The 23,911-nt window shown below is 49.7% G+C and carries 23 protein-coding genes and 1 pseudogene; 4 read left to right on the forward strand and 20 right to left on the reverse strand.

All coding sequences use genetic code 11. The features are described 5' to 3' along the window. Nucleotides 1-14: 14 nt before the first annotated feature. Nucleotides 15-1,241 (reverse strand): FAD-dependent monooxygenase, encoded by a 1,227-nt coding sequence (locus GC56T3_RS10690; RefSeq protein WP_013145529.1) that lies wholly within the window; start codon nucleotides 1,239-1,241, stop codon nucleotides 15-17. 38 nt (nucleotides 1,242-1,279) lie between these two features. Beyond that, a complete protein-coding gene (locus GC56T3_RS10695; RefSeq protein WP_013145530.1) occupies nucleotides 1,280-2,557 on the reverse strand; it encodes a phenylacetate--CoA ligase family protein in 1,278 nt (425 codons plus the stop codon). A gap of 176 nt (nucleotides 2,558-2,733) precedes the next feature. Here GC56T3_RS10695 and GC56T3_RS10700 point away from each other — a divergent pair, with 176 nt between their 5' ends. Together GC56T3_RS10700 and GC56T3_RS10705 are read left to right on the forward strand one after the other, a co-directional pair. Next, nucleotides 2,734-3,495 carry an IclR family transcriptional regulator gene (locus GC56T3_RS10700; RefSeq protein WP_013145531.1) on the forward strand — a complete coding sequence of 254 codons (762 nt, stop codon included), beginning with the start codon at nucleotides 2,734-2,736 and terminating at the stop codon, nucleotides 3,493-3,495. 181 nt (nucleotides 3,496-3,676) lie between these two features. Further along, nucleotides 3,677-4,444, forward strand: coding sequence for an IclR family transcriptional regulator (locus tag GC56T3_RS10705; protein WP_013145532.1), 768 nt, complete (start codon nucleotides 3,677-3,679; stop codon nucleotides 4,442-4,444). 119 nt (nucleotides 4,445-4,563) lie between these two features. Here GC56T3_RS10705 and GC56T3_RS10710 read toward each other — a convergent pair whose 3' ends face one another. From GC56T3_RS10710 to GC56T3_RS10770, 13 genes are all read right to left on the reverse strand, one after another. Further along, a complete protein-coding gene (locus GC56T3_RS10710) occupies nucleotides 4,564-6,024 on the reverse strand; it encodes an aldehyde dehydrogenase family protein (protein WP_013145533.1) in 1,461 nt (486 codons plus the stop codon). Nucleotides 6,025-6,051: 27 nt separating this feature from the next. Beyond that, nucleotides 6,052-6,762, reverse strand: a complete 711-nt coding sequence (locus GC56T3_RS10715) for an ABC transporter ATP-binding protein (RefSeq protein ID WP_013145534.1) — start codon at nucleotides 6,760-6,762, stop codon at nucleotides 6,052-6,054. Then, nucleotides 6,755-7,510: an ABC transporter ATP-binding protein gene (locus GC56T3_RS10720; protein ID WP_013145535.1), complete on the reverse strand. Its 756-nt coding sequence runs from the start codon at nucleotides 7,508-7,510 to the stop codon at nucleotides 6,755-6,757. The genes GC56T3_RS10715 and GC56T3_RS10720 overlap by 8 nt, the downstream gene beginning before the upstream one ends. Then, entirely contained in the window at nucleotides 7,507-8,496 is a 990-nt protein-coding gene (locus GC56T3_RS10725) for a branched-chain amino acid ABC transporter permease (protein WP_013145536.1), read from the reverse strand. Before GC56T3_RS10725 ends, GC56T3_RS10720 begins: the two co-directional genes overlap by 4 nt. Nucleotide 8,497: 1 nt before the next feature. Further along, nucleotides 8,498-9,358 (reverse strand): branched-chain amino acid ABC transporter permease, encoded by an 861-nt coding sequence (locus GC56T3_RS10730; RefSeq protein WP_013145537.1) that lies wholly within the window; start codon nucleotides 9,356-9,358, stop codon nucleotides 8,498-8,500. 155 nt (nucleotides 9,359-9,513) lie between these two features. Then, nucleotides 9,514-10,743, reverse strand: coding sequence for an ABC transporter substrate-binding protein (locus tag GC56T3_RS10735; RefSeq protein ID WP_013145538.1), 1,230 nt, complete (start codon nucleotides 10,741-10,743; stop codon nucleotides 9,514-9,516). A gap of 230 nt (nucleotides 10,744-10,973) precedes the next feature. Then, nucleotides 10,974-11,828 carry an extradiol ring-cleavage dioxygenase gene (locus GC56T3_RS10740; RefSeq protein WP_013145539.1) on the reverse strand — a complete coding sequence of 285 codons (855 nt, stop codon included), beginning with the start codon at nucleotides 11,826-11,828 and terminating at the stop codon, nucleotides 10,974-10,976. An 18-nt stretch (nucleotides 11,829-11,846) separates the two neighbouring features. After that, on the reverse strand, nucleotides 11,847-12,050 hold the full coding sequence (locus GC56T3_RS10745; protein ID WP_227456641.1) for a 4-oxalocrotonate tautomerase: 204 nt from the start codon (nucleotides 12,048-12,050) through the stop codon (nucleotides 11,847-11,849). A gap of 7 nt (nucleotides 12,051-12,057) precedes the next feature. Then, entirely contained in the window at nucleotides 12,058-12,843 is a 786-nt protein-coding gene (locus tag GC56T3_RS10750; protein ID WP_013145541.1) for a 2-keto-4-pentenoate hydratase, read from the reverse strand. A 1-nt stretch (nucleotide 12,844) separates the two neighbouring features. Next, nucleotides 12,845-13,870 carry a 4-hydroxy-2-oxovalerate aldolase gene (gene dmpG / locus GC56T3_RS10755; protein ID WP_013145542.1) on the reverse strand — a complete coding sequence of 342 codons (1,026 nt, stop codon included), beginning with the start codon at nucleotides 13,868-13,870 and terminating at the stop codon, nucleotides 12,845-12,847. Further along, nucleotides 13,867-14,766 (reverse strand): acetaldehyde dehydrogenase (acetylating), encoded by a 900-nt coding sequence (locus GC56T3_RS10760; protein ID WP_013145543.1) that lies wholly within the window; start codon nucleotides 14,764-14,766, stop codon nucleotides 13,867-13,869. Before GC56T3_RS10760 ends, dmpG begins: the two co-directional genes overlap by 4 nt. A 17-nt stretch (nucleotides 14,767-14,783) precedes the next feature. After that, nucleotides 14,784-15,569: a 2-keto-4-pentenoate hydratase gene (locus tag GC56T3_RS10765; protein WP_041468442.1), complete on the reverse strand. Its 786-nt coding sequence runs from the start codon at nucleotides 15,567-15,569 to the stop codon at nucleotides 14,784-14,786. 21 nt (nucleotides 15,570-15,590) lie between these two features. Next, complete coding sequence (locus GC56T3_RS10770) at nucleotides 15,591-17,066, reverse strand: aldehyde dehydrogenase (RefSeq protein WP_013145545.1); 1,476 nt, start codon at nucleotides 17,064-17,066, stop codon at nucleotides 15,591-15,593. A gap of 229 nt (nucleotides 17,067-17,295) precedes the next feature. Here GC56T3_RS10770 and GC56T3_RS10775 point away from each other — a divergent pair, with 229 nt between their 5' ends. Beyond that, entirely contained in the window at nucleotides 17,296-18,093 is a 798-nt protein-coding gene (locus tag GC56T3_RS10775) for an IclR family transcriptional regulator (RefSeq protein WP_013145546.1), read from the forward strand. A gap of 163 nt (nucleotides 18,094-18,256) precedes the next feature. Beyond that, on the forward strand, nucleotides 18,257-19,195 hold the full coding sequence (locus GC56T3_RS10780) for an amidohydrolase family protein (protein ID WP_013145547.1): 939 nt from the start codon (nucleotides 18,257-18,259) through the stop codon (nucleotides 19,193-19,195). Between the two features lie 69 nt (nucleotides 19,196-19,264). Here GC56T3_RS10780 and GC56T3_RS10785 read toward each other — a convergent pair whose 3' ends face one another. The 5 genes and pseudogenes from GC56T3_RS10785 to GC56T3_RS10805 all read right to left on the reverse strand — a co-directional run bounded on the left by GC56T3_RS10785 (nucleotide 19,265) and on the right by GC56T3_RS10805 (nucleotide 23,904). Then, the gene (locus GC56T3_RS10785; RefSeq protein WP_013145548.1) at nucleotides 19,265-19,855 is read right to left on the reverse strand and encodes a hypothetical protein; all 591 of its coding nucleotides are present in this window, start codon (nucleotides 19,853-19,855) and stop codon (nucleotides 19,265-19,267) included. A 25-nt stretch (nucleotides 19,856-19,880) separates the two neighbouring features. Next, a pseudogene (locus tag GC56T3_RS10790) lies at nucleotides 19,881-20,307 on the reverse strand (acyl-CoA thioesterase). A 15-nt stretch (nucleotides 20,308-20,322) separates the two neighbouring features. Next, on the reverse strand, nucleotides 20,323-21,546 hold the full coding sequence (locus GC56T3_RS10795; RefSeq protein WP_013145549.1) for an FAD-dependent monooxygenase: 1,224 nt from the start codon (nucleotides 21,544-21,546) through the stop codon (nucleotides 20,323-20,325). 23 nt (nucleotides 21,547-21,569) lie between these two features. Then, nucleotides 21,570-23,021, reverse strand: coding sequence for an MFS transporter (locus GC56T3_RS10800; protein WP_013145550.1), 1,452 nt, complete (start codon nucleotides 23,019-23,021; stop codon nucleotides 21,570-21,572). A gap of 19 nt (nucleotides 23,022-23,040) precedes the next feature. Further along, complete coding sequence (locus tag GC56T3_RS10805; protein ID WP_013145551.1) at nucleotides 23,041-23,904, reverse strand: fumarylacetoacetate hydrolase family protein; 864 nt, start codon at nucleotides 23,902-23,904, stop codon at nucleotides 23,041-23,043. Between the last annotated feature and the right edge of the window lie 7 nt (nucleotides 23,905-23,911).

Consider the following 23,911-nt stretch of genomic DNA (forward strand, 5'->3'; position numbering starts at 1 on the left):
GCTTTCCCTCCTGCTCAATATTTTGTCGACAGTTGCGGTGGACCCGATTTCGGCCCGTACGGCCCTTCATCGAGCCACTTGCCAAGGCGCGGCAAAATCGGTGCCAATGAAGCGGCCACTTCGCGTTTCATATTGATCGCCGGATCGGTGCCTTGAATGTGCTCTAACGCGATCCCCGCACAATCGCGGTTGTATCTCGCCGCAATCAGGCGTTCATTGGCAGCAGCAGCAATGGCTGCTTTTGCTTCTTCGCGCGTGTTGGCCTGAAGCGCCGTCTGAATCGCCTTGGCCGCCATAATCGCATCCGGCACGCCGGAGTTCATGCCGCGGGCCCCGAACGGGGCGAACAGGTGAGCCGCTTCGCCGGCCAACAGCACACGGTGATGGCGGTCAGTGAGCGACTTCGCAACCACCTGGAAAAAGCGGTACGTCGACACCCAGGTAATGCGGTCGGCATATTTTTCCGGCATCACTTTCGGCAACCATTGCTTCACGCCTTCCACACTGCCGAACTGCTCCGGATCATCGCCGTCAAGCAATTGCAAATCAATGCGCCAGCCGCCGGCAAACGGCACAAAGAGAACGTTGCGTCCACCCACAGCCGGATGCTGATAATGAAACACCCGCTCAAGCGGCAGCGGATCGGCTTCATCTTCTTTGACATCAACGACGACAAAGTAGTCTTTCGTCCGCGGCCCTTCCATTTCGATGCCGACCGACTGGCGGACAGTCGAACGAGCCCCGTCAGCCGCAATGAGATAATCGCACGACCATCGTTCGCCGGATGCAGTGATGACAGTGGCTCCTTCCTCATCAGTTTTGACATCGGCAACCGGCGTCTCCCAAACAAACTCGACTCCCGCCTCCAGGCAGGCTTGATACAAAAACTTCTCCGCCTCGACTTGCGGCAAGCTTGTAAACGGTGGAAGCGCATTCGGATCAGGAGCCGGATACCGCTTCATATACACCTCCTTGCCGCGGAACAATGTACGCTTGATCGGCCATACGATGCCGTGTTTGGCAAAGGTCCTGCCTAACCCAGGGAAAATATCCTCTAAATGCTGTAGCGTCGCCTTATGGAAGTAGATCGCCCGGCTTCCCGGACGGAGGCGGTCTTTTGGTTCCGCTTCCAATATGGTCGCTGGAAGCCCAAAATGGCAGAGCGCCAACGCCGCGGTTAATCCGATCGGCCCGGCTCCGACAACGAGAACTGGACGCCGTTGAACGTTTGATTGGTCCATCACTCTTCTCCTTTCCGTTTTCATATCATCTATTTTGTTTAGCTCACTTGTTGTGGGCGGTTGCGCTCGTCAATGATTCGCTTCGCTTTCATAGAGAAACGCGGCAATGATCCCGGAGGGACCCGTTCGACATCAATTCGAATGCCAATCCGTTCTCTGAGACGGTCGGCTAAACGCCGCCCGACATCCTCTTCCGACTCGATTTGCACTTTCACTTGATTCATTTCGTGCTCTGTGTAATAGACAATGCGAAATTCTTTAATCTCCATAAATTCCCTGACAATCGTTTCAATCGACGATGGAAAAATGTTAACGCCACGAACAACAACCATGTCGTCAGCCCGTCCAATAATCCCTCCCGGCAAAAAGCGATACGGATTTCCACAAGAACATGGCGCTGACGAACAAAGCACGATATCTCTCGTCCGGTACCGAATAAGTGGGTAACCGTAACGGCTGAAGTTGGTAAGCACGAGCTCCCCCCGCTCCCCCTCCTTCACCGGCTGCAATGTTTCTGGATCAATAATTTCTGCTAAAAATTGTGCTTCGTTAATATGAAGCCCGTTGCGAGCCGAACATGAGTAGCCGTACGCTCCCATTTCCGTCATCCCGGCATGATCGTACACGGCCGCTCCCCATCGCATTTCAATTTGCTCCCGCGTTGACGGCACCGACCCGCCCGGCTCTCCTGCGGTGATGATGGCTCTAATCGGCGTCGATGGCAAATCGATGCCCATTTCCTCAGCTACTTCGGCTAAATGAAGGGCATAGCTCGGTGTGCAAAGCAATACGGTCGCCCGGTTTTCAATCATGCTGGACAACCGCTCCTTCGACGACTGGCCGCCTCCGGGGATGACAAGCGTTCCCATTTTTTTCGCCGCCTCATAGGCAGACCAAAAACCGATAAACGGTCCGAACGAAAACGCCAAAAACAGGCGGTCGCGGTTCGTCACTCCGCTTGATTTCAATACTTCCACCCAACAATCCCGCCACCAGTTCCAACTTTCTTCCGTATCCAAAATTTTCAGCGGCTTGCCGGACGTACCGGATGTTTGATGGTAGCGGACATAGCTCGTTTCCGGGTAGCAGTGATTCCGACCAAACGGCGGGTAGAGATGTTGGTCTTGCACAAGCTCTTCTTTCGTTGTAAAAGGCAACTTCCGAAAATCATCCATGGTTTGGATTGGCAAGCAAATATCGCGAAGCTTCTCCCTGTAAAACTCATTAAACTGAGTGACAAAAACAAGCAATTCATTGATTTTATGAAGCTGATACTGTTTCAAGCTCATCTCCATCTCTCGAACCGACAACTCCATGCGCTTTTCGATCCCCTCTTTCTATTTTCTTTAATCACATTTACAATATTTAAAACGTTCTGAAAGTTATGTTATACTATTATTGTCCCGTATAAAAGTTTTGTATTCCTCTATACGAAACATGGTGAGATTTTTTGAAAACGATTTCTTATTAAATGAAGGAGGCAGAGCAACTCATGGAAGTTCGCAAAACTCGAACGTCTTTTTCGTCATTAGAAAATGCCTTGAGACTGCTGCAACTGTTTTCGATGGATGAAACAGAACTTAGCATCACCGATATTTCTGAGAGGCTGAATATCAGCAAAAGCGCCGCCCATCGGCTGCTGCAAACGTTAAAAAGCGAGGGATTTGTCAAAAAAGACGCGAAAACCAACCTATACTCCCTCGGTGCTTCTTTATTGGCAATGAGAAAAATCATTCATTCCCGATTTCCGATTTGCCAGATCGCTCTCCCTTTCTTGCAAGAACTTGTTTCGCTATCAGGAGAAAGCGCACATATCGCCACCCTGCACGGCGCTGATGTCATTTATTTGCACAAAGTAGAGTGCGATCATCCGATTCGTCTTCTTTCTTACGTCGGCAAAAAAAACCCGGCGTTTTGCACGAGTACCGGTCAAGCCATTCTCGCTTATCAACCAAGAGAGACGATCGACCGCATCATCGCCCGTGGACTCCCAGCGTTTACACCAAGAACGATCACCTCACCGTCTGCACTTCTAGAAAAACTCGCACAAGTCAAACAACAAGGCTATGCCATCAGCCGAGAAGAACTTCATGAAGGGGTGACGTCAATCAGCGCCCCGATCCGCCACCGCAATGGGGAGGTGCGCTATTCTGTTTCGATCGCTGGACCGATCCAACGCATCAACGACCGTTCCATCCCTCATCTCGTACAGCTTGTCATGCAAACAGCCCATGCGATTTCTGCCAAACTGTAAAGCTGTCCTCCAAATTTTATAGAGCAAGCACATATAAGTTGAACTTTGTTTTACATCCAGCAAAGCGCCCGCCGCATTCTATCAAAGTCGACTTGTATGAAGGAAAAACAGAATCGAACAATCGGAAACTCTTTATCGCAACTTATACAGTTGGCATGAAAACCAAGAGGAGGTGTCTTACTTGAAAAAAGCGGCGGATACTCTTTCCTCTGTCAAAAACGGGATGCGCATTTTACGCTTATTTTCTGTTGAAACACCGGAGCTGGGCGTTACAGAGATGGCTCAACGACTCGGGCTGCACAAGACGACCGTTCACCGACTAGCCACCCTATTAGAAAAGGAAGGATTTCTCGAGCAAAACAAAAAAACACGCAAATACCGCCTTGGCCTTTCTATTTTGCATTTAAGTGGAGTGATTGATCTGCATACTGAAATATTTAAGGACGCTGTTCCGATCCTGGAATCATTGATGAAGAAAGCTAATGAAGCTGTTCATTTATCTGTGTTGGAAGACGACCGAATCGTTTACTTATACAAAATCGAATGTCCACACCCAGTGCGCCTGCTCTCTCATATCGGCCGAAGCAACCCGTGCACGTGCACAAGCTCAGGAAAAGTCATTCTAGCGTTCAGTCCGAAATCGATAGTAGAAAGCATTCTCCGCCGCGGGCTGCCAAAATACGGACCGAACTCGGTGACTGACCGTAACGAGTTCATCCGCCAGTTAGCCACCATCCGCCAGCAAGGGTACGCCGTCTGCATCGACGAACTGCATGAAGGAGCGACAAGCATCGCCGCTCCGATCCGTGACTATTCCGGTGATGTTGTCGCCGCCGTCAGCATCGTCGGGCCGAATCAGCGGATCACTCAAACAAACATTCTCCGGCTGGTTGAGCTCGCCTGCCAAGCCGCCCGAGACATTTCATTGCTGCTCGGATATTATGACTAAAGGGTTCTCTCCCTCTCTGCTAAATAAGTGCAACCAATGACCAAAAGATGAACAGCTGCCGTATCATCACAAAAAGCCTGGAAGATCCGACTAAACCCGATCTCCCAGGCTTTTCTCTATTAAAACGGATACGTTCTTGCCTTCGTCTGCACGGACACCCATTTCACCGTCGTAAATTCATCGACCACCCATGGGTTTCCAAAACGGCCTAGGCCGCTTGCTTTATTGCCGCCAAACGGAATGTTCGGAGCGTCATTGACCGTTTGATCGTTAATATGTGTCATACCGCTGTCAATTTGCAGCGCCCATTCTTTTCCTTTTTCAACATCACTTGTAAAAATGGCGGAACTGAGCCCATATTCCGTTTGGTTGGCGATAGCGATCGCCTCTTCGTCTGTTCTCGCCTTAATCACCACAGCAATGGGGGCAAACAACTCTGTTTGAGCGAGCTTGCTCGCTGGATCGACATCCACAAATACATACGGGGTCAGCACATTACCGATTCGCTTTCCTTCCAAAGCCATTCGAATACCTTCTCGTTTTGCTTCTTCGATCATTTGCAACGCCTTTTGCATTTGCTTTTCGTTGATGATCGGTCCGATCACAGTGCTCGGATCGCGCGGATCGCCGCACGGGAGCGTAGCCGCTCTTTGCACGAACTTCTCAACAAATTCGTCATACTTGCTCTCGTGGACGATGATGCGATTGATGATCATGCAAATTTGTCCTTGGTGAATGAATTTCCCGAAAATAGCCGCATTAACCGCTTGATCTACGTCGGCGTCAGATAAAACGACAAATGGGCTGTTTCCTCCTAATTCCAACGCCACTCGTTTTAACTGTCTGCCGGCGATCTCCCCAATTCGTCTGCCTACCGCCGTCGACCCCGTGAAGCTGATGAGGCGTGGGTGTGGGTTGGTCAACATCTCATCACCAATCTCATCAATGTCGGTTAACAAAACGTTCAATACCCCTTTCGGCAGCCCGGCATACTCAAACGCTCGGGCGATCACCACTCCCCCGACAAGCCCGACTTGAATATCAGGTTTATGCACAACAGTGTTGCCCAGAGCGATCGCCGGCACAATCGTTCGCAGCGATAAGTTTAATGGAAAGTTGAAAGGAGAAATGGAAGCAATCACACCCAATGGCAATCGGTAGATGTAGTTGACTTTCCCCTCTATATTCGAAGGCACCTCTCTCACAGTCCGCACTTCATCGACATAATGCAACGCCTCTTCGAAGAGCTCGAGAGCCAAATGAAACTCGACATTCGCCTTCAATAAAGTGCCCCCTGTTTCGCGAACAATCAAATCGACGATCTCCTCACGATTTGCTTGTAAATATTCCATCGCTTTGTGCAATACTTCTTTTCGCTGAGCAGCTGAGGAGCGCCCCCACTCCTTTTGCGCTTCACCTGCCGCTTCAAACGCACGGTGAAGCTGTTCAACTGTCGCTAACGGGACAGAGGCAACAACCGACCGATCATACGGATTCAAAATATCATAGGTGCGGCCGCTTTCTCCTTCTACCCATTCTCCATTAATAAAGCTTTTGTTCCATTGTTCGTAACGTTCCATTTTTCTTTCACTCCTTAGCAAATTATCTCAAGCCGAAACCCCCAAATACTTATGCTGGACATCTTCATTGACCATCAATTCATCCGGCGAACCGCTCCATACGATTTTTCCTTTATTCATAATTAAGATTACATCTGCTGCCTTGCAGGCTAGGGAGATGTTTTGCTCCACAATTAAAATCGACAACCCCGCCTCTTTCAACTGAACGATAATCTCCCCAACTTGGTCAATGATGACCGGAGCCAATCCTTCAGATGGTTCATCCATTAATAAAAACTCTGGATTGGTCATCAGCGCCCGCCCGATGGCCAGCATTTGCTGCTGGCCGCCTGATAACTGCGTGCCGAAGTTGTTTTCCCGTTCCTTTAAGACAGGGAACAATTCATAAATTTTCTCCAGCCCCCAATGTCCGCGGCCTTCCTGCTTTCGTTTCCGCGCCGGCATCGTCAAGTTTTCTTTTACCGTCAACGACGGAAAAATTCTTCTCCCCTGCGGAACGAAGCCAATGCCAAGGCGGGAAATTTGATGGGGAGGGAGCGATTCAATCGGTTGATCTTTAAACCGGATGCTTCCTTGTTTTGCTTTATGCAACCCGACAATTGTATGGATGGTGGTCGTTTTTCCTGCTCCGTTTCGCCCGAGCAGGGCGACGCATTTTCCCTGCGGAACGGAAAAACTCACTCCTTGAAGAATGTAGCTTGTTCCGTAATAAGAATGGATATCTTGAAGCTCAAGCATGTTGTTTCGCTCCTCCCCCGAAGTAAATTTCCTTAACCATCTCATTGTTTCTAATCTCGTCTGGCGATCCACTTAAAATAACTTCCCCGTGATGCAGAACCGTGATGCGGTCCGCAATGGAAAAGACGACATCCATATCATGTTCCACCACCACTAGCGCTATAGAACGGGGCAATTTTTGAATCATTGCCGCTGTCTGCGCCGTTTCCGCTGGCGACATTCCGGATGTCGGTTCGTCAAGCAAAAGAACTTTCGGGTTGCTGGCCATGGCCAACAACACTTCAAGCAATCGCTGCTCCCCATAGGAAAGATGTTTCACCTTTACATGACGGCGATCGGAAATTTCCCATTGCTCCAAAATATCGTTTGTTTCCTTGCGTATATCGGACCGGACGGTCAGGGGCGAAAAAATATCGTACCGATACGGTTTTTTCGCTGCGAGCGCCAAATGAATATTTTCTTCCACTGTCAAGTCGCCAAATAAGTTGTTTTTTTGAAACGTCCGCGATATCCCTAAATGGACGAGGCGGTGGGCAGGAAGTTTGCTGATCTCTTTTCCGTCCAAATACACAGCACCGGCATCAATAGGCAGAATGTTCGTTATGCAATGGAAAAGAGTCGTTTTCCCTGCACCATTTGGACCGATGATGACATGGCGCTCTCCAGGGCCCACCTCCAAAGAAACGTTGCGCAACACTTGCAACGTTTTGAACGATTTGCTAATGTTTTCTACTTTAAGCAGACTCAATGGACTGCCTCCCCCTTCTTTACCGGTTGTTGCGAAACCGCTTCACCTGTCTGTTTACGGAAAACCAAAAAACGCCTTCCGTGTTGCAGCCAATGAATAAGTCCTCCTTTTCCAGCAAGAACAAGAGCGACAAGCAGTCCCCCCATGATCATCGGCCATCGTTCGGTATACGTGCTCATAAAATTTTGCAAGTAAACAAAGACGCTGGCCCCAAGCGCCGGTCCAAGCAGCGTGCCAACTCCACCGATAATCACCATCACCATCACTTGCCCAGAAAACATCCAGCTGGATAAATCCGGTGAAACAAAGACGTTAAAATAGGCATAAAGCGCACCAGCCAGTCCCGCCAGTGATCCCGACAATGTATAAACAAGAAGTTTGTAGACTCGAACGTTATAACCGAGAGCGCTCATCCGTGCCTCATTTTCCATTACACCTCTCGTAATCTTTCCGGCCGGTGATCCCACAAACAGATACAAAAGAAAGTAAGACATGACAAAAGCGATCCCCATCACATAATAGAGAGCATTTGGAGACACAATTTCTCCAAAACCAAAATTCATGACAGCGGAAACGGACATTCCATCTGCTCCGCCTGTCCAAGGCTTTAATTGCCAAAACAAAACATACAGCAATTGTCCAAATGCGAGGGTAATCATCAAAAAGTAAAATTTGGACGTACGGATAAACACTGCTCCGGTGACCAAGGCAATCAGCCCGGAAATGACAACGGACAACAGAAGCAGCAAATATGTGTTCGCTACATGCTGACCAATGACCGCAACCGTATAAGCGCCGATGCCAAAAAAGCCGGCATGCCCAAGTGACACCATTCCCCCATAGCCCATGATCAACCCGAGGCTCATTGCAAAAATCGCCATGATATAAATCTCCGTCGCCAAATTGATCCCGAAATCGGACAGAACAAGCGGCATAGCGAAAACAAGAGCAATCAGCAACACAACGCCAAGCAACAGCTTTTTCACTCTATGCCACCTCTCTTCCAAACAATCCTTGCGGACGGATGATGAGGACAATCATCATGATGAGAAACACCGTCAACATCGATAAAGACGGGAACCATACCTTTCCGAGCGTTTCAATCACTCCAATGGCAATCGCTCCAATAAACGAGCCCTTCCATGAACCTAAACCGCCGATAACGACGACAATGAGGGACGTGACGAGAATCTCGCTGTCCATTCCCGTATACATGCCGATCAACGGCCCGCCCAATACGCCGCTCAATCCTGCCAACGCCGCCCCAAACGCAAATACCCCGGTGAAGACGAGCCCAACATTGATGCCAAGGGCGCTAACCATGGCACGGTCGTCCACACCTGCACGAATGATCGCCCCAATACGCGTTTTCGTTTCCAAGTACCATAGCAACAAAGCCAATAGGCACCCAACTAAAACAACAAACAGCCGATACAGCGGAAACGCCGTGCTTCCAATGGCTAATGATCCGCTCAACAAATCTGGTACAGGAAGCGTGTGCATCTCCGTTCCCCATATCCATTCAACAGCATCAGCAATGATGAAACTTAACCCAAAGGTCAGCAACACTTGTTCAAGCTCTTTGCCATATACATGCTTAATCAGCCATTTTTCCAGGAATAATCCGAATATAGCTGTCAGAAAGACAGCTAGAAATAAGGCAATCCAAAAATTTAGTTCTTCATTGATAAAAGTAAACGCAATATAAGCGCCAAGCATAAACAACGTTCCATGGGCAAGATTTACGACATTCATGACCCCAAGGATAATCGTCAAACCAGCAGCAATCATGAAATAGAGCATCCCATAGGCCACTCCTGTCAACAACTGTGCTGAAATGGCGGACACCCCTGATCCCACCTTTTTCTCTAAATTTTTAGCATCTTCATTCAGAAGTTGTACTTGACTGTTTCAAAATATGTCATACTTTGTTCAGAAAAAATTAAGTTCCATCACTAATTTTTTAGCAAGGAGGAGACGATCATCTCCTCCTTGTTGATGAATTAAAACGGCGAGGCCTCAGGCATCTTTACATTCTCTACCGTCTCAAGTATTTGAGGAACAATTGCACCGTCTTTTAAAACATTTTTTGAAATATAGAAATTTTGAATCGGGTTATGTGTTGCCGGATCGATCGTAATTTTGCCACGCGGACTATCGAGAGAAATGCCTTTCAAGATTTTAATCAAATCCTGAGAGTTTAAACTCCCAGCTTTATTTATTGCTTGATCAATCGCTGCCGCTGAGTCATATCCTTCGACGGCAAAAATATTTGGCAATTTCCCATATTTCTCTTTATAAGCTTCAACAAATTGTTTGTTTTGTTCATTATCCAAATACGGTGAATAGTTGATGCCGGCAATGATTCCTTCAGCCGCTTCACCAGTCGGCTGAGTCAAAAGCTCATCCCCAAACTCCAGGGGGCCTGTCAACGGAATCTTCCCTTTTAAACCAAATTCTTTATACTGGGTAATAAACCGAATACCGTCGCTTCCAGTAAAGAACGCGTAAATGAAATCCGGCTTTTCCGCTGATGCCTCTTGAAGATACGGAGCAAAGTCGTTCGTGTTCAATTTCGGATAAATTTCTTTCAAGACTTTTCCGCCCGCCGCTTCAAAGGCAGCCTTGAACGCCCGAAGCACTTCCTTTCCGGCTGGATAGTCCGGCGCAAGGATAACGGCTTTTTTGCCTACTTGTTCTGCTAAATATTTCGCGGTGCTGCTGCCGTTTTGCCAGTTCGAGAACGAGACACGATAGACGTAATCGCTCTTTTTGCTCCACGAAAGGTCATCACCAGCAGCGTTGGCATCGATTAGCACTTTTTTATCCTTTTCGACTTCATCACGCAATGCATACGCAACCGCTGAAGAAATCGGCCCTACCAGGATATCAACTTTTTCCCCATGAACGAGTTGCCGATATTTGCGCAAAGCCACCTGTGGGTTCGCTTCATCATCTTCTACCTTCATTTCGACTTTCTTCCCGCCAAGCATCCCGTTATGTTGCTCCAAATACAATCGGAAGCCGTTTACAATCCCCACGGACAGAGGCGCAAACGTACCGGTTTGGGAAAGAATAAAACCGATTTGGACCGATCCCCCAGAACCTCCTCCTTTGTCATCCGAACCGGATCCGCTCGATGTGCTGCTTTGCGCGCATCCCGTTGTCATGAGCAGGGCGACCATCGCCATCACCCCCGCTGCCCGTTTCCAAATCCCTTTCGTTTTCCTCATTCTTCTCGCCCCCTTTGTTATTAAAGCGTTTTCATTTTTTGTCAAATGAATAGATTGCAATCAAAAAATCGGAATCCCTCCCTAGCGCATGCCACGTAATATATTGTAAATATTTAAAAAATTACAACTATTATATTAATGCAAAAGTTGTTGCATATGAAAGCGTTGTACTCCTCTATATGAAACAAAATGAGTTTGCTTTTTTAGTAGAAAACCTAATGAAGCTACGTTCACGAGTGCTGTGTAGTCTGTTGAGGAATGTACACCATCTTGTACTGAGCAGGAGCAGGTTCAAACGTCATCACGACATTCCCGCTGCCAGATGATTGACCATACCCATAATAACGGCTTTGATAGTTTTCCTGAATGACACCGAGCAAGGCGGCCAGGTGGCGCCCTCCGGATTCAACACCCGCTGCACGCGCGTACTGTGGAAGCATGTTCCAGGCGGCTTGCACATTATTGCTTTGTAAGTATTGCAAAAATTGCCGATCCAATGCCTGCTCGGCCAATGTCGGCAGCGCCTCGGGCCGACGGACGAGATTATGCGCCAGTGCACCACTACATACAAACATCGTCTTTTTTTTGCTTTCGCGCAGCACTTTACCGATTACTTGCCCCCATGTGTACGTTTCTTCCAAGTTCGCCGCCCACGTCACCGATAGGCTGATGACGGCGATGTCCTCATTCGGCGCTAAATAGCGGAGCGGAACAACCGTCCCGTAATCCCAAATGTAGGTCGGGTCATTGACTTCAACGACCCGAAGCCCGGCTTCTTTCCCCGCCTTTACAAGTTGTTTGCCAAGCTCTTCATCCCCTGGATAATCATAAGGGACATCGGCAATCAAATCAGGACATTCTACGGCGGTCAATACCCCCTTATGTCTTGGCGTAGCATCGACAAAATGGTCGAAGCTTGACATCCAATGGCAAGAAATCAAAACAAGAGTATCCGGTTTGACTTGCTCGATGATTTTCGCCACTTCGTGCATCCCTTTGACGAGTTCATGTTGAAACTCAGGAGTTCGATCCTCAAAACACATTCTCGGCGTATGCGGCACAAGCATGGCTAATTCCAAACTCATCGTGATTTGTCCCCCTCTTCATTTTCGTTGTTTATCTGACATTGGGATGCCGGCGACACCCCAATGAGATTTCGGCACTTCTGATACGATCACCCGCACGTTTTCCTTGGGCGAACCTAAAACAGCGCTGATTGTACCGGTTACTTCGCGAATCACTTCTTTAATCTTTTCTTCCGGCCTTCCTTCGAGCAGATGAATATGAACAATCGGCATGCGGCTCATCCTTTCATCAATCTGTCGATCGGAACGAAACCGTTCCTAATTGCTCAAACTGGGCAAACACAACATCCCCTGCCACAAAACGGACAGCTTCTGTCATCGCTCCGGCTAAAATGATTTCCCCCGCTTTCAATCCTTTTCCTTTTCTGGACAACATGTTGGCCAGCATGGCAATCGCGTTGGCCGGATGCCCCAACACCGCCGCGCCAGCGCCGAACGCCTTCCCTTCACCGTTGATGGATAAACTCACTCCCAGCAAGTCGAGTTCAAGGGAGACGGGAGGAACGAGGCGGCTTCCGAATACGACCCTAGATGAGGAAGCGTTGTCGGCAATCACATCCGGCAAGGCAAACTCGAAGTTAGCATAGCGGCTATCGATAATTTCCAGCGCTGGGATGATATACTCCGTTGCCGCTAAAATGTCCGTCGCGTCAATATTCGGCCCTCGGACATCCTCTTTTAAAATGAAGGCGATTTCCGCTTCCACCTTCGGATGGATCAGTTCGTTCATGGCCACCGTCCCTCCGTTAGGGACGACCATATAATCAAACACATACCCGTAGATCGGCTCGTTCACCCCCATTTGCGCCATTTTCGCAGCGCTCGTCAATCCCATTTTCGGGCCGATGATCCGATAGCCGTCTTTCTGTTTCATCGCCACGAGTTGTTCTTGTATAGCGTACGCTTCTTCGACCGTCATATTTGGATATTGGACTGTGAGACGAACCATTTCTCTCTTCTCATGCTCAGCGTTCAAAAGCTCCATAGCGAGTTTTTCGTAGTCAAGAGAAGTCACTTTACTGCCCCTCTCCTACAGCCGCTTTTGGACGCGCCATTTCCGCAGCGACGTCGACGATCATATCTTCCTGCCCGCCGACAACCTTCCGCCGGCCGAGTTCAATTAAAATATCGCGAGCATCGAGGCCAAACATTCGGGCGGCGCGCTGCGCGTGAAGAAGGAAGCTTGAATAGACGCCAGCATATCCGAGCGTCAAACTGTCACGCGTAATCTCCTGAGCTTTTGGCAAGATCGGCGCCACAAGCTGCTCAGCTAAATCCATCATTTTATACAAATCAATGCCGGTCGGAATGCCCATCCGATCCAACACCGCGACCAGCACTTCCGTCTGTGTGTTGCCGGCACCGGCCCCCAGGCAGCGGACACTGCCGTCAACGCGCGTCGCTCCTTCCTCAATCGCGGCCAATGTATTGGCCATCGCCAATGATAAATTGTTATGAGCGTGAAAACCGACTTCAATTTCAAGGCTTTCCCTTAATGCTCGAACGCGCTCTTTCACTTCATGCGGCAAGAGAGCACCGGCTGAATCGACGACATAGACGACGTCCGCCCCGTAGCTTTCCATAAGCCGCGCTTGATGAACAAGCACCTCGACAGGCGCCATATGCGCCATCATTAAAAACCCGACCGTTTCCATACCAAGCTCTTTTGCCGCGGCAATATGCTGGGCCGAAATATCCGCTTCCGTCACATGGGTCGCGATGCGCGCCATTTTCGCTCCTAAGCGGGCGGCCTGTTTCAATTCCTTGACCGTCCCGATGCCTGGAAGAAGAAGCACCGCAATTTTGGCCTGCCGGCAAACCGCCACAGCTGTTTCAATCAGCTCAAATTCATCGGTCCGCGACAAGCCATACTGCAGCGAAGATCCCCCCAAACCGTCTCCATGTGACACTTCAATATACGGAACGTTCGCTTCATCGAGCGCTTTGGCGATCGTGGCCACTTGTTTTGTTGTATATTGGTGGGCGATGGCATGGCTGCCGTCGCGCAATGCCACTTCTGTAATGGTAATGGCTCGCTTCATCGTTTCCCCTCCTCAGCCAACAACTTCGACAATCGATGCTTCGCCACTTCCTCCGCCACTTTCACCGCAGCGGCGGTCATAATATCCAAGTTTCCAGCGTACTTCGGCAAATAATCACCCGCTCCTTCCACTTCAACCATGACCGTCACCTGATTTCCTTCAATGATCGGACTCGTGCGGAGCCGATAGCCGGGAACGTACGAGCGGATCGTTTCTACCATTTCCTCGATCGAGTCGCAAATTTCCCGCGCCGCTGCTTTCTCCCCTTCGACAAGTGCGTATATTGTGTTTCTCATCAAAATGGGCGGTTCAGCCGGATTGAGAATAATGATGGCTTTTCCGCGCTTCGCCCCACCGATTTTTTCGAGCCCTCGAGCAGTCGTTTCCGTAAATTCATCAATGTTCGCTCTTGTTCCCGGCCCTGCGCTTTTGCTTGAAATCGTCGCAACAATTTCAGCGTAAGCAACCGGCTGCACGCGCCCAATGGCGTGGACAATCGGAATCGTCGCCTGTCCACCGCATGTGATGAAGTTAATGTTGGTCTCTTCCAAATGTTCCGTTATATTGACAGGCGGCACAACAAACGGTCCAACGGCCGCAGGAGTCAAATCAAAGACGACCTTCCCAGCCTGCTTCAACAGTTTGGCATGACGGATGTGCGCTTTCGCCGACGTCGCGTCGAAGACGAAATCAGCCCATTCGGGATGCTCCAAAAACGCTTGGATGCCGCTGTCAATGACGTGATACCCTTTCTCTTTTGCTAGACGCAGCCCTTCCGATTGAGGATCGATCCCAATTACTGTTGTCAACTGCAACACATCCGAACGTTCAAGCTTCAACATCAAGTCAGTCCCGATGTTCCCAGAACCAAGAATTGCTACATTGATCTTCTCCACGGTTTTTCCTCCCTTGTTTATGGCGCAAACTCGACCCGTACTTCCCCCAAATGGGCAAAGCGAGCGAAAAACACGTCGCCGGGCTCGGCGCTCACCGCTGCCGACAAAGCTCCGGATAAGATCACTTCTCCCGCCTTCAACTCTTTTCCATATTCATAGAGCTTATTTGCCAGCCAAGCGACGCAAAACGCAGGATGCCCGAGCGCTGCGGCCCCAACACCGGTGTTGGCCAGCTTACCGTTTCGGTAGAGCGCCATGCCGATTTGCGCAATATCAACAGCATGGACAGACAACCGTTTTTCCCCCAAAACGTAAAGTCCCGATGAAGCGTTATCGGCGATTGTATCTTCAAGACGGATGTTCCAATCGGCAATGCGGCTGTCAACGATCTCCAGCGCCGGAACGATATAATCCGTCGCCAGCAGCACGTCAATGACAGTCACGCGCGGGCCAACTAAGTCACGTTTTAAGACAAACGCAATTTCTGCTTCCACCTTTGGCTGCAGCACCCGCTCCCACGAAACAACCCCGCCGTTTTCCACCGCCATATCATCAAGCAAATGGCCGTAATCCGGTTGGTCAACCCCAAGCAGCTGCTGCATCGCCTTAGAGGTCAATCCGATTTTCTTGCCGACAATCCGGCGCCCTTCCTTTACTTTTTGTTTGATCGTCCGCAATTGAATTTGATAGGCGTCATACACGGTCAGCGCCGAATCGAGTGTCGTCAAAGGAGAGAGAGGACGTCTCTCCCTCTCAGCAGCCAGCAGCAACTCGGCGCAATCGTCCCACTTCTTCACCGTCATCACCTCTTTCGTCCATCGCGGCTAAAGCTTAATGCAAATGTTCGTCAATTCTGTATAAAACTCAAAGCTATGCATGCCGCCTTCGCGCCCGATGCCGCTTTGTTTCATACCGCCAAACGGTGTGCGCAAATCACGTAAAAACCACGTATTGACCCAAACGATTCCGGCTTCAATGCGCGCCGCCACCCGGTGCGCCCGACGCAAATCGTTCGTCCAAATCGTCGCGCTCAATCCGTAGTGGGTGTCGTTCGCTTGGGCGATCACTTCCTCTTCTTCGTCAAACGGCATGACCGTCACGACCGGTCCGAACACTTCTTCGCGGACGATGCGGCAATTTCGGTTGACACCGACAATAATCGTCGGTTCAAGATAATATCCTTGATCCAAGCCGTCCGGCCGCTTTCCACCGGTTAAAATACGACCGCCTTCCTCCTTCGCCAGCTCGATGTAGCTCATCACCCGTTCGTAATGCTCTTCGCTGATGAGCGCGCCGACATTTGTTCTCGGATCAAACGGATCGCCGACAACGAGTTCTTTCGTTTTGGCCACAAACTTTTGCAAAAATTGTTCATAAAGCGGCCGCTCTACATAAATTCTTGACCCGCACAGACACACTTCCCCTTGGTTCATAAAACTCGATTTCAACGTCGTCTCGATCGCTTCGTCCAAATCCGCATCGGCGAAAATGATGTTCGGATTTTTCCCTCCCAACTCGTAAGACAGCTTTTTCAATGATTTCGCCGCCGCCGCCATAATGACTTTTCCAGTTGTTGTCTCTCCAGTGAACGTAATGGCGTCAACATCCGAGTGCTCAGTCAACGCCGCCCCTGCCGAATCCGGACCAAAGCCATGAACAACATTCACAACGCCATCCGGCACCCCGGCTTCTTTGCAAATTTCGGCCAATACAGTTGCGGTGAGCGGCGTCCATTCCGCCGGCTTGATGACGGCCGTGTTCCCGGCTGCCAAACACGGGGCGAGCTTCCACGTCAACAACAGCAACGGCAAATTCCACGGATTGATCAGTCCGACGACCCCGACCGGTCGGCGGATCGAATAGTTGATGGCCACCTCATCGGTCTGATACGCTTCCGTGCCGACCGATCGCAAGTAGTCGGCGAAAAAGTGGAAGTTATACGCTGCCCGCGGAATATCCAACGTGAGGGAGAGAGAGTATGGCTTCCCCGTATCGAGCGACTCGAGGCGAGCCAGTTCCTCTTTGCGCTCTAAAATGAGATCGCCGATACGGCGCAAAACTGCGATCCGCTCCCCAGTCGTCATCCGCTTCCACGGTCCGCTAAGCGCCCTTTTTGCAGCGGCCACCGCCAAATCAATCTCTTCTTTCCCCCCTTCACAGACGGTGCCGATCACTTCCCCCGTAGCGGGATTAATGTTTTGAAACATCTTGCCGCTTTGTGAAGGCAAAAACCGCCCGTTGATGAAATGTTGGCAGTCAAATGCCTTCACTTTCTCGCTGGCTACCACTTCTGTTTTCATTCATCGTTTCCTCCTCCATCAAGTCTGAATAAACCAAAAAATTAGAAATCTTTTATCTCCATCATAACAACCTATTGTCCCGTATACAACATTGATGTTCTTATATATGAAACTATCAAAAAATTTTTTTATTTTTTCTCCGTAAATATCTGAAAATACCTTCTTAATATGTTATGATATAAGAAATATTGTTCTTTTATATGAAACTATCAAAAAGGGGATAGACTCAATGAAGCACACTGCCGAAGACTATTTGCTTTCATCCGTCAAAAATGCTCTTCGCATTTTGCGCAGCTTCTCACTGGATGAACCGGAAAAAAAAGTGACGGAATTAGCCTCTTCCCTTGGATTGTCAAAAAGCACGGTCAGCCGTCTTCTTCACACATTGGCCAGCGAAGGGTTCGTGACAAAAGATCCGGAAACGCAAAAATATCGGCTGGGCTTGACCATTTTGCAATTGAACACGGTGTTGACATCTCATTTAGAAATCAACCGGGAAGCGCAACCGATACTGGAACAGCTAGTTGATGACTTGCAGGAAACGGCGCACCTTGCCATGCTTGATGACCAGAGTGTGATCTACATTCACCGAGTGGAAAGCCGGCAGCCTGTCCAGGCTCTTTCACACATCGGCCGACGAAATCCGCTTCATTGCACAAGCTCAGGCAAAGTGCTGCTCGCTCATCAAAAAGATGAGGATATTGAAGCGTACATCGAGCAAGGATTGACGCAGTTTACGCTAAATACGATGACCGACCCCCGCGTGCTGCGCGAGGCATTGCATGCCATTCGCCGGCAAGGCTATGCCATCAGCATCGAGGAACTCCGCGAAGGGGTCGCTTCCATCGCGGCGCCGATCCGCGACTACACTGGAAAAGTCGCCTACGCTCTCAGCGTAATCGGACCAGTTCACCGTTTTCATCCATACGATCCTACAGTCATCGCCAAAGTAAAACGCGCAGCAAGTGAGATTTCGGAAAAAATCGGCTACTGGCCGCCGCCCTCGTCAACGAGGCAGTCGACATAATGGTCTAGAGAGCCGATGATTTAACAGAGAACCATCAAATACTTTCTCTATTTCTCTAATAACTGAAAAACAGTGCAGAAAAAGCCTTTGGTTGTATTCACGAACCGATGATTTTCAAGAAATCATTGTTTTTCGCCAGCCTTTCTAGAGAGGAGAAAAAGCAATGGAAAAATGTTTTGATATCCATACGCATTTCATTCCACCCGAAGTGATGCAGTGGCTGAAAGAGGAGCAAGCCCATATCTCTGTTCATTGGGATGACAAGGAAAAGATGTTGACCATCAACCGTCAGTGGGGGTTTCGCCTAAAGGAGGAATTCATCGATCTGCCTGCTTATTTTGAGGCGCAGCGGCGGGCGGGCGTTTCCCATTCGCTCCTCTCTCCCATTCCGCAGCTGTTTTTATATGACGCGGAAGCCGCCGTCACCAACGAACTGGCGCGCCTTTACAACGATGCGCTATGCCGATTGGCCTCAACCCATTCTGATCGCTTATCGGCCTTGGCGACCGTGCCGCTCAATGACCCAGAACAGGCAGCTTTAGAATTGCGGCGAGCGATGAAAAACGGGTTAAAAGGGGCGATCATCGGACCATCTGTCGAGCAGAAGCTTCTCACCGATGATTCGTTTATTCCATTTTGGGAAGAAGCCAATGCACTAGGCGCTATTCTGTTCATTCATCCGCTTCTTTGCGACGACCCACGCCTAAAAAGACGGCGAATGGCAAATTTGATTGGCGTCCCTTGGGAAACGACCATTTGCGCTACTGACTTGCTGCTTGGCGGCTGGCTCGATCGCTACCCGCACGTCCGCATTTTATTGGCCCATGGCGGCGGCTTTCTTCCTTATCAAATTGGACGGTTACAAAAAGGGTATGACGTATGGCAACCGGTGGCTTCTTTACTGCAAGCCCCACCAACCGACTATTTGCGCCGCTTTTGGTTTGACACCGTTGTTTGGGATTATCGCGTGCTGCAACTATTGATTGACCTCGTCGGCCAAGATCGGGTGCTTCCAGGCTCGGATTTTCCGTTCGACTTATCACAATGGCCGCCTGTACAGCCAAGCCTTGAATCCATCCAAGCTTTCTTAAACTTGTCATAGTAAAAAAACAAAAGGGGGCAGATGTTCGTCTCGCCCCTTTTCGTGCTGCGGCTATGCGTCGCCTAAAGCCTAAAATAGATATAATTGTTCATCACCCATGCCTAACGGGCAATGCCCATATTCAAATACGCGCAGAAGCGCCCGAAACGGATTTGATCCCCATCCGTCAAGGTCGGCAACAGATTCCCAGGCGCAAGCCATTCCACCGATATACATGACCGAGCAGACAGCCGTCTTTACCACTGATGAGCCGTATTGATGGAAAGCACGATACGCCGCATCAAAACAATGATGGAATAAACGGACTGGAACTTCGTCGACCAGCCTGGTCAAACATCCTTCTCTCCCTGCAACAGCCGCCGCTTGCTTCATGTGCTCCGGGATGGGAAACAAAGAGCGCCATAACGGGCTTTTCGCCAAGTTCATCTTTGCTAAAGAAGGGACAATCGTTCCTTCTTCTAGCCAATGGATATGATAATGATACTGCTTCAAATCAAAACTAGCCATCCATTCACGAATCGCTTCTTCTGCCTCTTTCCGATAATGTGGAATGCCTGCATTAACAAACCAATCTATGTTTAACAGTCCAGAAAGGACAGAAATCACTTGCTCAGTCCGCGGGCCATATTTCTCTTTTTCCATCTGCCACAACGTAGTCATGATTCTCCTCCTAGTTGTTTTAGAACTATGTCTGAGACTCTACTGAACGAGAAGACAACTGTTCAACCAACACTTGTTTCACATTAGTAGGAATCGGAACAGCTTTTGGCCTCCCATCAGCAAATGATGCCTATGCTCTCATCTCATACCCAACAGCAACCACTGTTTCATGTTCATAAAACTCGTGGACAATTTGAAATACCTTCTCCCGCACTTCCGTAATCGATGAACCAATACGGACTTCTTCACCAAACACTAACGGGAAGCGAAACTGGCATTTGGCCTCCAAAATCGGCAATCCTATCTTCTGTTCAAATAGTTATTGTTGTTGGATAGCCAAGTTCAGCAAAAAAATGATGCGTCGCTTCGTCCATCCATTTATAAAAATTCGGGTAAAAAACAATGCCAGCCGCATCCGTATCTCCCCAATGGACTCGGAAAGAATACTCCATCGCAATTCCTCCTCGTCAATATTTCGTTGACAGCTGCGGCGGCCCCGATTTCGGCCCGTACGGCCCTTCATCAAGCCATTTGCCAAGACGCGGCAAAATCGGCGCCAATGAAGCCGCTACTTCCCGCTTCATATTGATCGCTGGATCCGTTCCTTGAATGTGCTCCAACGCCATCCCCGCACAATCGCGGTTGTATCGCGCCGCGATCAGGCGCTCATTCGCAGCGGCCGCAATGGCTGCTTTTGCTTCTTCGCGCGTGTTGGCCTGCAACGCCGTCTGAATCGCCTTGGCCGCCATAATCGCATCCGGCACGCCGGAGTTCATGCCGCGGGCCCCGAACGGAGCAAACAGGTGGGCCGCTTCGCCAGCCAACAGCACACGGTGATGGCGGTCAGTGAGCGACTTCGCAACCACCTGGAAAAAGCGGTACGTCGACACCCACGTAATGCGGTCGGCATATTTTTCCGGCATCACTTTCGGCAGCCATTGCTTCACGCCGTCCACACTGCCGAACTGCTCCGGATCATCGCCGTCAAGCAATTGCAAATCAATGCGCCACCCGCCGGCAAACGGTACAAAGAGAACGTTGCGTCCACCCACAGACGGATGCTGGTAATGAAACACCCGCTCAAGCGGCAGCGGATCGGCTTCATCTTCTTTGACATCCACGACGACAAAGTAGTCTTTCGTCCGCGGCCCTTCCATTTCGATGCCGACCGACTGGCGGACAGTCGAACGAGCCCCGTCAGCCGCAATGAGATAATCGCACGACCATTGTTCGCCAGATGCCGTGATGACAGTGGCTCCTTCCTCATCGGTTTTGACATCGGCAACCGGCGTCTCCCAGACGAATTCGACCCCTGCCTCCAGGCAGGCTTGATACAAAAACTTCTCCGCCTCGACTTGCGGCAAGCTTGTAAACGGTGGAAGCGCATTCGGATCAGGAGCCGGATACCGCTTCATATACACCTCCTTGCCGCGGAACAAAGTGCGCTTGATCGGCCATACGACGCCGTGTTCAGCAAAAGTCCTGCCCAACCCAGGGAAAATATCCTCTAAATGTTGCAACGTCGCCTTATGGAAGTAGATCGCACGGCTCCCCGGCCGGAGGCGGTCTTTTGGCTCCGCCTCGATCACCGTCGCCGGCAGTCCGAAATGACGCAATGCCAAGGCCGCAGTTAATCCGATCGGTCCTGCCCCGACAACGAGAACAGGGCGTTTATTTGTTTTTTCTGTCATGCAAATATCTCCTTTCGTCAACTTCAATGGTTTACATCTGTTTCTTGGGCGTTTATTACAGTAGTTAGTCTACCTTCTAAACTAGGCTTTACAGCAATGACAAGCAGTAAGCTCGCTGCCATTAAAATACCATCAAGCAACAATGCACTTCCCCAGCTTCCTGAATGATCGCGCATGGCTCCCGAAATCACCGGCGCTAATAACGCTCCAATTTCGGAGAACAAATTCAGCATCCCAAACGCCGCACCTCTATATTTTGGCGGAGCAAAGTCAGCTGTAAGGGCATGGTTGACCGGTTGAAGCGCAAAAAAGAACACCCCGGAAGTAAATAAAATAAGAGACATGATTACCGGATTGCTGCCTCCTGACATTACATAAAAGGCAAAGATGAAAATGAAGACAGTCAGCAGCCCCGTCAACACTGCCAATACATTACGTTTTCCGTTGACTCCGTCAGCAAATCGGTCAGCTAATCTCCCCCCAAGTGGAAAGCCGATGAGACCTGCAACAGCATTAAACGAAGCAATTAACGCCGCTGAAACGAGCGTGCCTCCCCCAAAATCTTGCACAATCGCCACTGACCAAAATCCATAAAACCATAGATGCCATAATACCGGAATGAACGAAAGATATAGAAACAATAGGTTGCGGCTTTTTAGGATCGGCCCGACTTCTTCACTCTTTGCTTTATAAATATACACGATATACAGCACCGCCAGCGCCGTCAAAACGAGGCCGATCGTCGCTGGCGATAATTGCATAGCATTCGTGGCATAATACAAAGTCATAATGATGATCAAGAATAAGAAAGAAGTTTGCAACAGTCGCCCCACTGGTGGACCGTACGACTCCGATTGCACTGCAAAACCGTCCGGCCTCATCCATTTGTACATCATAGCGCCGACGATAAGCGTAATGGCTCCCATAAGCAAAAACGGCGCTTTCCATGCATGCGTCCCCATCGATGGCTGAAACAGTTGAATAACATATGGAGTAGCAATTGTCGCAATCGTTAACCCAAGCGTAAGGCCGGTCAGCACAACGCCCATCCCAAGCCCGACTTTTTCCGGTGGCGTCACTTGGGTGATCAAGGAACGGTCGTTCGAATAAAAGACACCCTCCCCAAGCCCCGTAAGCACACGCAAGGCGATAAACGCCACCAAACCACCGACCAATCCAGTCAACAGCGTCGTCACACCGGCCCATATAATGCTGATGATGACGATGACACGATAGCCAAACTTGTCGCCGAAATATCCGCCGGGGAATTGCGTAAGCATATACCCGGCGAAAAACAAGCTGCCAAGCAAACCTCCAAGCGCGTGGGGATTGGACGATTCCGCCAAAAACTCAACTTTGTTTTCAATCATCCATGTAACGACAGGTCCCGTCAATGTTCGATCAATGTAGGAAACAACCCATCCCAAAAAGAGCATTAACCACACAGTATGGTACCGCTTCCATCCTCTTTCCATGAACAATCCCCCCTTACCTTTATCGCAATGCAGCCGTGCGGGAAGCCAAGGCGACGTGGACGGAATAACCCCCGATCCCCTCAATCTCCATGCGGATGACATCCCCGTCATGAATCGGTCCGACGCCATCCGGCGTCCCTGTCGTAATGACATCACCCGGCTCAAGCGTCATAATGTGCGAATAAATTTCTACAAGCTCGGCAACAGAACAAATCATTTCTTTTGTATTGACTTTCTGCCGAACTTCTCCATTGACTGTCAGCACCATATTGACGTTGTTCGGGTCGTCAATCTCCTCTTTCGTTACGATCCACGGCCCCATCGGAGTGAATGTATCGAACGATTTGCGCAAACAACGTTCCTCATGATGCACATCATCCGGGCGCAACGTGACATCAATCAACCCTGTGTAACCAAATATATACTCGTAGGCATTTTCCGCCTTGACGTTTTTCGCCGTCTTTCCGATAACAAATGCGAGTTCCAACTCATGGTCAAAACGGCGGTTCGGATCGGGCAAAACAATCGTGTCACCAGGTCCGATGATAGAAGAAGGCGCTTTCAAGAAAAAACCGAGCCCCCTTGCCGTATGCTCCACTTTCATTTCCTTTTGGTGGGACACATAGTTGACGGGAGCGGCGACAATTTTCCCTGGTTTTTTCACTGGCTGGCGCAACCGAACATCTGCTAGTGCATAAGCCGGGCATTCGTGCAAATGGTTTTCGATTTCTGGACGATAGACATCAAACTCAGCAATCAGCTGCGTCATCGGACAGAAACTGACACCTTGATGAAGATGCCCGAACAATCGGCTCCCAATCTCATAAATGACATCATCGACAATAACTCCGAGCTGAAAGTCATCAAACAGTGCTAGTTTCATATCATTT

It is taken from the genome of Geobacillus sp. C56-T3, from assembly GCF_000092445.1.
In the GTDB taxonomy this organism is placed as follows: Bacteria; Bacillota; Bacilli; order Bacillales; family Anoxybacillaceae; genus Geobacillus; species Geobacillus thermoleovorans.